10 protein-coding genes, 1 tRNA gene and 1 pseudogene are annotated in these 13,025 nt (G+C 52.1%); 4 read left to right on the plus strand and 8 right to left on the minus strand.

All coding sequences use genetic code 11. The annotated features are described in order from the left end of the window. Positions 1-265: 265 nt before the first annotated feature. Entirely contained in the window at positions 266-874 is a 609-nt protein-coding gene (locus TU92_RS02225; RefSeq protein ID WP_112164345.1) for a thymidine kinase, read from the minus strand. A gap of 620 nt (positions 875-1,494) precedes the next feature. On the opposite strand from TU92_RS02225, the gene hns reads away from it, so the two are divergent. Next, positions 1,495-1,902 (plus strand): histone-like nucleoid-structuring protein H-NS, encoded by a 408-nt coding sequence (gene hns, locus TU92_RS02230; RefSeq protein ID WP_056780802.1) that lies wholly within the window; start codon positions 1,495-1,497, stop codon positions 1,900-1,902. Positions 1,903-2,099: 197 nt separating this feature from the next. Here the strand turns inward: hns and TU92_RS02235 are convergent, their stop codons facing one another. The 4 genes from TU92_RS02235 to rssA form a co-directional block, all read right to left on the minus strand. Further along, entirely contained in the window at positions 2,100-3,107 is a 1,008-nt protein-coding gene (locus tag TU92_RS02235; RefSeq protein WP_112164346.1) for an NAD-dependent epimerase, read from the minus strand. 9 nt (positions 3,108-3,116) lie between these two features. After that, positions 3,117-4,460, minus strand: coding sequence for a UDP-glucose dehydrogenase family protein (locus TU92_RS02240; RefSeq protein ID WP_112164347.1), 1,344 nt, complete (start codon positions 4,458-4,460; stop codon positions 3,117-3,119). 226 nt (positions 4,461-4,686) lie between these two features. Continuing rightward, positions 4,687-5,700, minus strand: coding sequence for a two-component system response regulator RssB (gene rssB, locus TU92_RS02245; protein WP_112164348.1), 1,014 nt, complete (start codon positions 5,698-5,700; stop codon positions 4,687-4,689). A 96-nt stretch (positions 5,701-5,796) separates the two neighbouring features. Then, entirely contained in the window at positions 5,797-6,708 is a 912-nt protein-coding gene (rssA, locus tag TU92_RS02250; RefSeq protein WP_112164349.1) for a patatin-like phospholipase RssA, read from the minus strand. Positions 6,709-6,855: 147 nt separating this feature from the next. On the opposite strand from rssA, the gene TU92_RS02255 reads away from it, so the two are divergent. From TU92_RS02255 to TU92_RS02265, 3 genes are all read left to right on the plus strand, one after another. After that, positions 6,856-7,320 carry a YchJ family protein gene (locus tag TU92_RS02255; protein WP_112164350.1) on the plus strand — a complete coding sequence of 155 codons (465 nt, stop codon included), beginning with the start codon at positions 6,856-6,858 and terminating at the stop codon, positions 7,318-7,320. Positions 7,321-7,374: 54 nt separating this feature from the next. Beyond that, positions 7,375-8,223 (plus strand): formyltetrahydrofolate deformylase, encoded by an 849-nt coding sequence (gene purU / locus TU92_RS02260; RefSeq protein ID WP_112164351.1) that lies wholly within the window; start codon positions 7,375-7,377, stop codon positions 8,221-8,223. Between the two features lie 215 nt (positions 8,224-8,438). Then, a tRNA-Tyr gene (locus tag TU92_RS02265) sits at positions 8,439-8,523 on the plus strand. Between the two features lie 58 nt (positions 8,524-8,581). On the opposite strand, the gene TU92_RS02270 is transcribed toward TU92_RS02265, so the two are convergent. From TU92_RS02270 to TU92_RS02280, 3 genes and pseudogenes are all read right to left on the minus strand, one after another. Further along, entirely contained in the window at positions 8,582-10,402 is a 1,821-nt protein-coding gene (locus TU92_RS02270) for an ABC transporter ATP-binding protein (RefSeq protein ID WP_112164352.1), read from the minus strand. Between the two features lies 1 nt (position 10,403). Beyond that, a pseudogene (locus TU92_RS02275) lies at positions 10,404-11,836 on the minus strand (M81 family metallopeptidase). Between the two features lie 12 nt (positions 11,837-11,848). Further along, positions 11,849-12,988, minus strand: a complete 1,140-nt coding sequence (locus TU92_RS02280) for an ROK family transcriptional regulator (RefSeq protein WP_112164353.1) — start codon at positions 12,986-12,988, stop codon at positions 11,849-11,851. Positions 12,989-13,025: the final 37 nt, after the last annotated feature.

Genomic DNA, 13,025 nt, shown 5'->3' on the forward strand with positions numbered 1-13,025 from the left:
TTGCTGAGCTGAAACAAATTCTGATGGATACCTTCTACGGCCGCGAATATAACGAAGACGTTGCTGATGAAGTTGCAGTTGCTGCACCAGTACCAAAAGCTGATAAAAAAACCAGCAAAAAATAACGTGCTGAGTTTCCTGTAAGCAAAAAACCCGCCAATTGGCGGGTTTTTTTATTTGCGTCTCACTAAGCGTGGAGGGCTCTTACGCTAAAATCTGAGGGTGTCGCATGCGCGGATGGCGCGTTTCCTAACCTTGACGTAGCTTACTGAGCTTTTATTGCATCGTTATCATCGATAGCAGCCATCGCTTCTTTGTAATGCTTACGACAGACCGACACATAGCTCTCGTCTCCGCCTATTACGACCTGTGCGCCATCGTGCAGCGCGTGCCCTTTCTCATCCAACCTGAGGTTACGATTGGCTTTACGACCGCAGTGACAGATGGTTTTCAACTCCACCAATTTATCCGCCCACGCCAGAAGGTATTCACTGCCCTCAAAAAGCTCGCCACGGAAGTCCGTACGCAATCCATAACACAGGACAGGCACATCAAGGTCATCTACGACGTCTGTGAGCTGCGACACCTGCGCCTTCGTCAGGAACTGACACTCATCAATCAGAACGCAGTTAAGGCGCTGTGGGCCGCTCTCCTGAGCAATAAGAGTAAACAGGTCAGTCTCATTATTATAAAGCTCTGCAGGCGACGACAGCCCGATACGTGAGCTGACTTTCCCGACACCAAACCGGTGATCCAACTCAGCGGTTAACACCAGCGTGCGCATGCCACGTTCTTGATAATTATATGAAGACTGCAACAGAGACGTAGACTTACCGGCATTCATAGCCGAATAATAAAAATAAAGCTGAGCCATGAAGCGGCGACCCCGTAACGTATTGGAAGGCGGAATTTTTCGGCTGAGATTGTACCACAAACCCTCTCACTGATAACAACGCGTTACGGATATCCATATGATCCCGGAATAACCATTCCGGACATTTTGAAAATCACAGAAACTTACAATCAGAAATTATAATCCTGCGTGAGAGTAAGAGTTATGGTTACGGCTTATTACCTTACGTGGCGGGCAGTTATATGTAATTTTAGGGATGATATTGGTTTGTCTATACATTAAAGAACCGATCAGCGGAGTCCTAAAAAGGCAGCAATGATGCGGCTTATTGTGGCGTTAATGCCCTGCCTGGCCATATCCTTACAATTGATCCTAAGGTTAAAGGTTTAATTGTCCGGACGCGCATACGGTTATACTGCACAGAGTTCAACATGAGAATACACCTGCGGAATGTATTGGAAATAGGGTTATAACCGCCCGGTAAATAGCGGTGCCAGACTCAACTATATTTTAACAGCGTCATCAATATTTGCTTTAAATGCGTAAATTAGAGTCAGTAATACAAATTGTCTATTGCAGAACAGGGAAGAGCAATCTATTATTACACAAACGCCCCCCACCATATAATTGAGACTAGTATAATGAGCGAAGCATTAAAGATTCTGAACAACATCCGTACTCTGCGTGCGCAAGCAAGAGAATGCACTCTGGAAACTCTGGAAGAGATGCTGGAAAAATTAGAAGTTGTTGTTAACGAACGTCGCGAAGAAGATTCTCAGGCGGCTGCTGAAATTGAAGAACGCACCCGTAAACTGCAACAATACCGTGAAATGCTGATTGCTGACGGTATTGATCCTAACGAATTGCTGCAAACGATGGCTGCCACCAAATCTGCTGGTAAAGCTAAACGTGCTGCACGCCCTGCTAAATACAAATACATCGACGAAAACGGCGAAAACAAAACCTGGACCGGCCAGGGTCGTACTCCGGCTGTGATCAAAAAAGCAATCGAAGAGCAAGGCAAATCACTGGACGATTTCCTGCTGTAATTGCCCTTATTGACACAAGTATGAGTCATGATAAAACCCATCCATCGCGATGGGTTTTTTGTTTTGGTATTTCAATTGAACTTAACCGTCTGCGTCGATAAATGAAAATTTCATTTATGGATAAACGACTATAAGATTTAACTGAATAATCAGAAACAAAAAAGGCTGCCTGAGCAGCCTTTGTTCACCACGCCAGTTTATACATGGTAGAAATCGCGATACCAGTCCACGAAGTTTTGTACGCCCTGCTCCACTGTCGTTTCAGGCTTAAAGTTGATGGCCTCATAAAGCGGCTGTGTATCAGCACTGGTTTCATGCACGTCACCAGGCTGCATAGGCAGCAGGTTCTTGCTGGCTTCAGTCCCCAGCGCCTTCTCAAGCGCACTGATGTAGGCCGTCAGTTTCACCGGGCTGTTATTACCAATATTATAAACACTGTAAGGTGCAGAGCTGCTGGCAGGTGAACCATTCTCCACCGTCCAGTCCGGCTGCGCCTGCGGAATAACATCCTGTAAACGTACAATGGCTTCCGCAATATCATCAATATAGGTAAAGTCGCGACGCATTTCCCCACGGTTATAAACATCAATACTCTGGCCCGCGATGATGGCTTTTGTAAATTTAAACAATGCCATATCAGGACGCCCCCACGGACCGTAGACGGTAAAGAAACGCAATCCGGTGGTAGGGAGGCTATAAAGATGTGAATAAGTGTGAGCCATTAATTCATTGGCTTTTTTGGTCGCGGCATACAGTGAAACAGGATGATCAACAGAATCATCCGTCGAGAAAGGTTGTTTCTTGTTCAGGCCATAAACCGAACTGGAAGAAGCATAAAGCAAGTGGCCAACTTTATTATAACGACACCCTTCCAGAACATTAACGAATCCTATGAGATTAGAATCTGCATATGCCAAAGGATTTTCGATGGAATACCGGACACCGGCTTGCGCAGCCAAATGAATAACACGGTCAAAACGCTGCTCCGCAAACAATGCGGCCATACCCTCGCGATCGGCTAAATCCAGCTTAATGAACGAAAAGCCGTCTTTATTTTCGAGCTGCGCCAGACGCGCGAGTTTCAGATTGACGTCGTAATAATCATTCAGATTATCAATCCCGACAACGGTATGACCTGCCGCCAGCAAACGTTGGGATACGTAAAAACCAATAAAACCCGCAGCGCCGGTAACCAGATATTTCATGAATACTCCTTACAGAACCGGATTGACTGATGCACCACGGCCAATGCCGTAGTAAGTAAACCCGCGTTTTTCCAAACGTTCAGGATCGAATAAATTACGACCATCAAAGATGACCGGCTCTTTTAATGCATTTTTGATGACATCGAAATCTGGCGCACGGAAATTCTGCCATTCGGTACAAATAATCAGCGCATCGGCGTTCTGTAATGCGGATTCTTTGGTACCCATCAGTTCAAGATCTTCGCGATGACCGTAGATCCGCTGAGTTTCATTCATCGCTTCAGGATCGTAGGCTTTGATTTTCGCACCTGCGGCCCAGAGTTGCTCCATTAATACACGGCTGGAGGCTTCACGCATGTCATCGGTATTAGGTTTGAATGAAAGGCCCCACAGCGCAAAGGTTTTGCCTTTGAGGTCTTCACCGAAATGACGCTGAATAAATGTCGGCAATTTATATTTTTGCTGATAATTCACCTGTTCAACGGCCTGTAATAATTTCGGCTGATAACCAATATGTTCTGCTGTACGGATCAGCGCCTGTACGTCTTTCGGGAAGCACGAACCGCCGTAGCCGCAGCCTGGATAGATAAAGTGATAACCGATACGGGAGTCTGAGCCGATACCCTGACGAACTTTCTCGATATCTGCACCCAGCATTTCAGCCAGATTAGACATCTCATTCATAAAGCTGATTTTGGTGGCCAGCATGCAGTTCGCCGCGTATTTGGTCAGCTCTGCGCTGCGGATATCCATCAGGATCATGCGGTCGTGATTACGGTTGAAGGGTTCGTACAGTTCACGGATTGGGTCGATAGCGTCAGGATTGTCGGTACCAATGACGATGCGTTCAGGACGCATACAGTCGGCGACAGCAGCCCCTTCTTTAAGGAATTCAGGGTTTGAAACCACATTGAAATCGATATCCACACCGCGCTTTTTCAGCACTTCGGTCATCACTGCACGGACTTTATCCGCCGTGCCGACGGGAACGGTAGACTTATCAATCACGACTTTAGGTTCAGTCATGTGTTCGGCGATGGTACGGGCTACGGCAGTCACATATTTCAGATCTGCGGAGCCATCTTCATCCGGCGGTGTCCCCACTGCAATAAACTGGACAGTTGCATGCGCCACGCCTTCAGCCGCATCGGTGCTGAACAACAGACGCCCTGCTTCATAGTTCTGTTTAACTAACGGGGTTAAACCCGGTTCAAAAATGGGTATCTGTCCATTTTTCAGATTTTCTACTTTTTTTGCATCCACATCGATGCACAGTACTTCATGCCCGACTTCAGCAAGAACCGCCGCCTGAACAAGTCCGACGTAACCGATACCAAAAACTGTTACTTTCATCAGCGAATTCCTATTATATATTTTTAAACATCATTTTTAGACTACGTGAAATTGAGACCTAAAATTCTGGGCGCATTATACCAGTTTCAAACGTAAGTGCCTCTGCAATGGCATATTTTGCATAAGATAGGTCTTAGAATAATGTGATGAATCATGAAGACGAAAAGTCGTGCGGAAGAAATGCTCAATATTATTAAGGCATTATTCTACGCGATAAGAAATGTGCTCACTCAGTAGACAACATTAATCTCAGACGCCCACCCGATCCCCACACCTGACATTGCCACGCCTCGCAGCGCTGGCTTATCTGATTGGAATAGGTTGCGCCTGTCGTGCCCAGCGGCACGCCGTTACTCAGCTGAATGGTATTGGTGCCGGTATTGAGATTGGCGTGCAGACCTGCCGAGACCAGGATGAGATTTTTTTGCTCGGCATGATAATAACCGAGTAAAAGCGGAAACTGGCCTTTCAGGTTTGCTTGTTTGAATAAATGATTCACCTGCTTAAGCAGCGTCGACATCTGCGGTAACCGCTGATGCTGGTCGCTCAAATGCTCGTGCAGCAGGCTGTTAAAAATGGCGCGCAGCAACAACGCAGCCAGTACGCCATTTTCATTAGCGCGGGTCACATCCAGACAATAGAAACCCAAATCTTTCGATGACAGCGCCGCAATATCCAGCACCAGTCCCGGATGATCCGTCGTCGTCAGCTGCCGGTAGTTAATGCGGCAATTAGCCAGCGTTTGCTGTACCGGTGGTTGTAATTCCTTGAGCAGCCGTTGCGCTTCATTCGGATTACGGCACAACGCCTCCCAGTCCTGCACCAGCGAACTTTCCTCCATCGCCTGAGAAGAAAACAGCTTCGGATAGAGGCAGGTCAGCAGCGCGTCGCGTAACCGCTGGAGATCGTTTATCGGTTTAAGCAGCACATCCTCGACACCAAGGCGCAGCATCGTCGCGACATCGGTCATCTTATCTGTGGCAGAAATCACCAGAACGGGAATTTTGTTCCCCTGCAGCCGCAAGTTTTCGACAAACTCGATACCGCCCATTTCGGGCATCGCTAAATCGCAGAGGATCAAATCAGGAGGAAAGTCTTCGATCAGAGATAAGGCCTGCAGACCGTTTTCTGCTTCTGTGAAGGTGGCGCCGAGAGAACTCACATAGCCAGCGAGCACAGATCGGAAAACGGCTTCGTCTTCAACGATAAGTATGTGCTTACTTGTAAGTGGTTTATCCATTACGGCCCCCAGATTTTCTTATTCTAATAGTGGCTCATAAAGCCTGTTTTTGCTTGTCAGAATTTTCAGATTCCGCCAATACACACATTAAGCCACTCAGAACTGCTTGTTTTTTATCAGGGGTAACAATTGTTCTCTTTGCTTTTCGACGGCCAGACGCCCCGCTTCAATCGCCTCCGCTGCGCGATGAAAATCCAGCGTCGAGATTTGCGGGCAATAAGGCTGGATAACCACGTCCGGGGGATCGCCCGCCATACGATTACGCTTAAGCCGGTTCTCCAAAACCTGGATGGAAGTCGACATGATTTCCATCGCCGAAGGGCTCACATTCGGCTTGCGGGCGTTCGGGCGGGTTAAGCGCTGGCGGATTCTGTCACGCCAGCTCAGGTCTTTCTCAGTAATGAGTGCTTCGCCCGTCGGTTGTACGGTCAGTAAATCTTGCTGCATCAGGTGCGCGTCATGCTGAAGATCGACCGCTATCACAATATCAGCCCCTAAGGCACGGGTCAGAGAGACCGGGACGGGGTTCACCACCGCACCATCCACCAGCCAGTACCCGTTATGCCAGACCGGTGCCAGCAGGCCGGGCATGCTGCAGGAGGCGCGAATGGCTTCATGCAAATCCCCTTTGGTCAGCCACAGCTCGCGGCCGGTACTCAGGTTCGTTGCCACGGCGCCGAATTTTTTCGAGCACTCCTCAATCTCGTTGATGCGGATAATCTGTCCGACGGCGTTGAACACCCGCTCCCCGCGCAGCAATCCCCCGCGTTTCCACGAGAAATCCATCAGGCGCAGCACGTCCCAATAACTGAACGAACGCACCCAGCTCTCCATCGCCGGCAACCGATTGCTCACATACGCCGCGCCGACCAGCGCACCAACTGAACATCCGGCGACCACATCCACCTCGATATCCATATCTTTCAGGGCATTAATCACGCCGATATGCGCCCAGCCTTTTGCTGCTCCCGAGCCAAGGGCCAGACCGATGGTGACTTTTCTGCTCATGTAAAACCTTAATGCTATCTGTAGATAAGAGTGAACCGGGAAGCGCGTTGCCACACGACGAGGATGTTAGGTAACATAACACTTTGATGCATTCAATAGCGCAACCTGCGTGCAACATATGCAAGACAGGCTGATTCAGGAGTTTACGTGTCCCTACTTTGCCCTTGCGGCAGCAACATTTTGTTCGACGAGTGCTGCCAACCATACATCGCCGGAGATAAACCGGCACCGACACCGTCTGCGCTGATGCGGTCCCGCTATACCGCCTATACATTGAAAAATGCGAGTTATCTGATCAGCACCTGGCACCCTGACTGTCAACCCGAGGACTGGCGCGAAAGTTTACAGGAAGGTTTTGCGACCACGCACTGGCAGGGATTGCAGGTGATCTCCCAGCAGGGCGGTCGCGACCAGGATGAAGGATTCGTGGAATTCGCCGCGCGTTTTACCGAAGCCGGTCAGGAGCAAATTCATCTGATCCACGAGCGTTCGCGATTTCTTCGTTTGAAAGAACGCTGGTACTATATAGACGGAATTAAACCGCAGACAGGCCGCAATGATGCCTGCCCGTGCGGATCGGGTAAAAAATATAAGAAGTGCTGCGGTAAATAATTCAATCGCATTGTTAATTTGTTATTACCAGTCTTGGACAGGATCCACACCCTCATGTCGCAACAGAATGTACAAACCAAGGTATTACGCACCATTTGCCCTGATGCAAAAGGTCTGATCGCCAAAATTACGAATATTTGCTACAAGCACGAACTGAATATCGTGCAGAACAATGAATTCGTGGATCACCGCACCGGACGCTTCTTTATGCGTACCGAACTCGAAGGGATCTTCAACGACACCACGCTGCTCGCCGATCTGGACAGCGCGCTGCCTGCCGGTTCCGTACGCGAATTGCACAGCACAGGCCGTCGTCGCATCGTCATTCTGGTGACCAAAGAAGCACATTGCCTTGGCGACCTGCTGATGAAAGCCGTTTACGGCGGTTTAGATGTGGAAATCGCCGCCGTCATCGGTAACCACGACACGCTGCAGACGCTGGTGGAACGCTTCGACATCCCGTTCCATCTGGTCAGCCACGAAGGCCTGACCCGCGAACAGCATGACAGCGCGATGATTGCCCAGATTGACCAGTATCAGCCGGATTACGTCGTTCTGGCCAAATACATGCGCGTTCTGACGCCGGGCTTCGTGCAGCATTATCCGCACCAGGTCATCAACATTCACCACTCGTTTCTTCCGGCCTTTATCGGCGCACGCCCGTATCATCAGGCGTACGAACGTGGCGTGAAGCTGATTGGTGCCACGGCGCACTACGTCAATGACAGTTTAGACGAAGGCCCGATCATCATGCAGGACGTGATTAACGTCGATCACACCTATACCGCTGAAGATATGATGCGTGCCGGTCGTGACGTCGAGAAAAACGTGCTCAGCCGTGCGCTGTATCGTGTTCTGGCACAGCGCGTATTCGTTTACGGAAACCGCACGGTTATCCTGTAAAAGGCTCTTCTGACGATGCTTTTCGCGCAGAGAAGCATCGTTAAGAACAAAAAAACCGCAAACGAACTTTATTACCGCTTTCAGCGCTTTACACATTCGTTTCATTTGGTATTATGCGCCCCGTTCGCAGCGTTAACCGCTGTAACGTGAAATCATCCATGTAGCGCATGATGATTTAAGGCCAAGAAGTATGTAGTAAATGCCACAAAAGTTGTGGTGGGGTTCCCGAGCGGCCAAAGGGAGCAGACTGTAAATCTGCCGTCATCGACTTCGAAGGTTCGAATCCTTCCCCCACCACCATCTTCCTGACTCTTCCGCTGAGTCGCTGCTACAGAAATCCCCCCCTTCAAGTTAGCTATCAAACCTGTACAAAATGTCCTGATGATACTTCCTGATACTGCCTGACTGGCGGTACAAAGCCGTTCTCACGCACCGGACTTTTCAGCTCATCGACCTGCATCTGACGCTTGAGCATTCTGCGTGACGGATCAGGCACCGGCACTGAGGCCATCAGTTTTCGAGTGTACGCATGCTGCGGATTATCGAATATCGCCGCGCGCGGGCCGATCTCCACAATTTCCCCCAGATACATCACTGCCACGCGGTGACTCACCCGCTCGACCACTGCCATATCGTGCGAAATAAACAGATACGACAAATTCATGCTTTCCTGCAAATCGAGCAGCAGATTCACCACCTGCGCTTTCACCGACACATCCAGCGCGGACACCGACTCATCGGCAACGATGACTTTCGGGTCGAGCGTCAGTGCGCGGGCGATGCAGATTCGCTGACGCTGACCGCCGGAAAACTCATGCGGGAAACGGCGTAACATGTCCGGCGACAACCCAACTTTTTGCAACAGCGACGCGGCTTTCTCTTTAGCATCTCTGCGGTTATGCAGTTTGTGTTGCAGCATCGGTTCGATCAGCGCGTCGCCGATGCGCATACGCGGATTCAGGCTGGCAAACGGATCCTGAAATATCATCTGGATGCGCTGACGCATTTGCAAAATGTCGCGCTTGCCCAAATTCATGACGTCAAATCCGTCAAAGTCGATTGCGCCACTGTGCGGTTTCAGTAATCGCGTCACCGCGCGGCCTGTGGTGGATTTACCACAGCCGGATTCGCCGACCAGCGAGAGCGTTTCACCCTGGAATAAATCAAAGCTGATATTTTCCACTGCATGCACCGCCCCTACCTGGCGGCTGAACACACCGCCGTAGACCGGAAAACGGGCGCTGAGATTCTTCACTGAAAGCAACGGCGTCAGGCCATTATCCACCGTCCCCGCGACTTCCGCTGGCGTACTGGCTTCACCGGTTTGCAGATTGATCTGCGGGAAACGCAACGGCCATTCGCGCCCCTGCATCGACCCTAATTTCGGCACCGCCGCCAGCAGTGCGCGCGTGTAAGGATGCTGCGGGCGATGAAAAATATCTTCCGTCGCGCCGCTTTCCACTGCTTCACCGCGATACATCACCAGCGTGCGGTCAGCAATTTCTGCCACCACCCCCATATCATGGGTGATGAACAGCACCGCCATCCCCTCTTCTTCCTGTAACGTCTTGATCAAATCCAGAATCTGGCCCTGAATGGTCACATCCAGGGCCGTTGTCGGTTCGTCAGCGATCAGCAGTTTCGGTTTCAGCGCCAGCGCCATGGCAATCATCACCCGCTGACGCATACCGCCGGAAAACTGGTGCGGATATTCATCAAAGCGCGCGCTGGCGTTGGGAATGCGTACTTTCTCCAGCAGCTTCAGCGTTTCTGCCCGCGCTTCGGCGGACGACATCCCCCGGTGGCGCTTAAGGCTTTCGGCGATTTGTCTGCCGATGCTGAACGTCGGGTTCAGCGACGTCATCGGCTCCTGAAAAATCATTGCCATTTCATTGCCGCGAATATCGCGCATTTGCTTATCGGAGAGCCCGAGTAAACTGCGCTGGTTCAGCCGGATTTCACCTTCAATTTTGCTGCTTTGCGCTTTCAGCAGACGCATTACCGACAGCGACGTCACACTTTTACCCGAACCGGATTCCCCGACGATTGCCAGGGTTTCGCCCGGATAGACATCAAACGACAAATCCCGCACCACCGGCAGCCAGTCGTCTTCACCGCGAAATGAGGTGGTGAGATGTTTTACGCTCAGCACCGGCTGACGGTTTTGCGGTTCGCTCATCTTATTTGCTCCTTGCCGACAATTGCACCTGCGGCACATAGCTGAAATCACGGTCAAACGGGAAGGTTTTGCGCGCCTTACGGTTGCGCGGCAGACGTTCGACGAACTGGTCGACCACGCCGTTCGACAGCGCCATCAGATTCGGGCTGGCAATCGGGGCCAGCTCAGGCGAGAGATAACCAGATTTTACTACCACAATATCGGCGGTGAGCGGATCGAGTTGCAGCACGGTGAAGTCGCTGATGTTGTGATACGGACGACGGCGCGCGAGACCACCACGTCAATGCCGCCGGTGCGTAACACCGCCTGACGATCGGCAGCCGTCAGCGCATCGAGCAGGAAGACGACCTCAAACTCGCCTTTCACCTGCGGGCTGGAGTGATCCAACGACGCACCGAGCGTCAGCGTCAGTTGAGAACCGACACCGGCGTTAAAGGCCGCGTCCGTCGCCGCTGCATCGGTGATGCCCGCCACAATCACATTTTCAGCATACTGTTTGATAAGTTCTTCCAGCACGTCCGCGCGGTCTCCGACGCCGCCGCCGGTCGGATTATCCCCGGAATCTGCCAGCACCACAGGCCGGGTTTCAGAGTGAATCGCCTTGCGCACGCAGGCTTCCACGGTATCGGTCTCACAGCCGAAGACGAAATCCTCACGCGCGTCCCAGTAGGCCTGGGCCAGCTGCGTCGCCTGCTGTTCGAGCGCAGGGCGATCGGTGCCGGTCATGATCACCGCAGCCGTCGCCCGGGGTTCGTCCGCCCACACGTAACCGACCATCAGCGAGCTGTCCCACACGCCTTCCACCTCGTCCATTTCCGGCAGACGGGCGTACAAACTTTTTGCAGGTTCATCCTCGGTGCTGGTGCGCTCCCCCGGAAGCACTACCGGCACCGGCACCCACAGCAGCATTGGCTTCACACCGGTTTGCAGATGTTTCACCAGCATCGCCACTGAACGGCGCATAGTTTCTTCGACATCTATATGCGGCGCGGTGCGGTAAGTGGAAAACATATCGATGGCGTCAATGATCCGCTGCGAGACATTGCCGTGCAGATCGTAACTGACGCTGATCGGACAATCCGGCCCGACGACTTTACGCGCAGCGGCGATCCAGTCACCTTCAGCATCTTCCAGTCCTTCGACGTACATTGCGCCGTGCATCGCCAGATACAGGCCATCGAACGGTTTTTGCGCCTCCAGCCCGGCGATCATTTCCGCTTTAAATTTATCGTACGTTGTGCGGGCAACGGGCCCTCCGGCAATCGCACGGGCGTGGATAGTGGGTAAAAACGTCGCCGGATAATCTTGTAAAAAACGAAAACGCGGCGAGGCCAGAAGCTGCCCGTCGCGCACCACGGTGAAATCTTTCTCTTCGTTCAGTACCGGGTTGTAGGTACTGCATTCAATATGGATACCGCTGACCCCTATACGCATGTTGATGATTCCTCAGACTGGCTTCAGACCGACAAGAAAGCGATGTGCAGCAATACTTGCCGCCGCGCGCGCCCAGGTGTCGTCGTTTAGTGTAAAAGTGCGAACCGGCGTTTTACCGGCATTGCCCGGCAGCACGTTGGCTTCGATAGACTGATGTACCACGGTGCCGAATAGCCCGGAAAAATCCGCGTCCTGATGCGCAATGAGGATCAGATCCGGGTCGTTAATTTGAATGAGAAGTGAAACTGCCAGCCCCAGTGCAGAACCGGCGCGATGCAAAATGCGGATCGCCGCTGTCTGCCCCTGCATCGCCTGTTGCTCCAGCGCGCCGATGGTGGTCGCCTCCAGCCCTTCGGCTTTGGCCATTTCCGCGATGGCATTCAGTGAGGCCAGCGTATCCAGACAGCCGCGCTTACCGCAGCGGCACGGAGAACCATTGAGCTCCAGCGTACAATGGGCGATTTCCCCGGCACCGCCGTGCAAACCACGATGCAGCTGCCCGGCGATAAAGTGTGCGCTGCCGATCCCTGCGCCGTGGCTGACCAGCGTAAAGCTGCTCAGATCCCGCGCCTGTCCGAAACTCTTCTCGCTCACCGCCAGCGCTTTGGCATCGTTTTCAATCGCCACATCCATGCCGGTGGCCTGCGAAATCAGCTTCGCCAGCGGCACGTCGCGCCAGCCGAGCAGCGCCGACTGCACGCAAGTGGACTGGTGTTCGTCAATCAGACCGGACAATGTCACGCCCATCCCGACCAGTTTCTTCGCCGCTTCAGGATGCGGTTCGAGCAACGCCGGTAATGCTCTGGCGATATTTTCCGCCAGCCGCTGTGGATCAGAGTCTGCCGCAAAAGAGACGCGCGAGAGGATTTCGCCGTGCAGGTTGATAAGCACCATCTGCGCCGGATTTTGCAGCAGCGAGACACCGGCAAACCATGCACCGTCCGGATGTACCACCAGCCGCACCGACGGTCGCCCCTGTCCGTTCCCCTGCACCGTTTCCGCCTCGTGCAGGAATCCGGCCTCAAGCATTTCGCGCACCACACCGCCGATTGCCGCTTTGCTCATCCCGACCAACTGAGCCAATTCCGTCCGGCTTAAACCGCCTGACGCATTAATCGCACCTAATATCTGACGCTGCAAAATTGTTAACATATTCGTTCAGGCGCTCTCAGTTTTCGTTCATCTGCAT

This window comes from Rahnella inusitata (genome assembly GCF_003263515.1).
GTDB lineage: Bacteria > Pseudomonadota > Gammaproteobacteria > Enterobacterales > Enterobacteriaceae > Rahnella > Rahnella inusitata.

Bases quoted from the DNA above. Each gene is read 5' to 3' on its own strand.
- TU92_RS02225 (WP_112164345.1), bottom strand. From the start codon at position 874: ATGGCTCAGCTTTATTTTTATTATTCGGCTATGAATGCCGGTAAGTCT.
- purU (WP_112164351.1), top strand. From the start codon at position 7,375: ATGTCGCAACAGAATGTACAAACCAAGGTATTACGCACCATTTGCCCT.
- TU92_RS02240 (WP_112164347.1), bottom strand. From the start codon at position 4,460: ATGAAAGTAACAGTTTTTGGTATCGGTTACGTCGGACTTGTTCAGGCG.
- hns (WP_056780802.1), top strand. From the start codon at position 1,495: ATGAGCGAAGCATTAAAGATTCTGAACAACATCCGTACTCTGCGTGCG.
- TU92_RS02235 (WP_112164346.1), bottom strand. From the start codon at position 3,107: ATGAAATATCTGGTTACCGGCGCTGCGGGTTTTATTGGTTTTTACGTA.
- TU92_RS02280 (WP_112164353.1), bottom strand. From the start codon at position 12,988: ATGTTAACAATTTTGCAGCGTCAGATATTAGGTGCGATTAATGCGTCA.
- TU92_RS02270 (WP_112164352.1), bottom strand. From the start codon at position 10,402: ATGAGCGAACCGCAAAACCGTCAGCCGGTGCTGAGCGTAAAACATCTC.
- rssB (WP_112164348.1), bottom strand. From the start codon at position 5,700: ATGGATAAACCACTTACAAGTAAGCACATACTTATCGTTGAAGACGAA.
- rssA (WP_112164349.1), bottom strand. From the start codon at position 6,708: ATGAGCAGAAAAGTCACCATCGGTCTGGCCCTTGGCTCGGGAGCAGCA.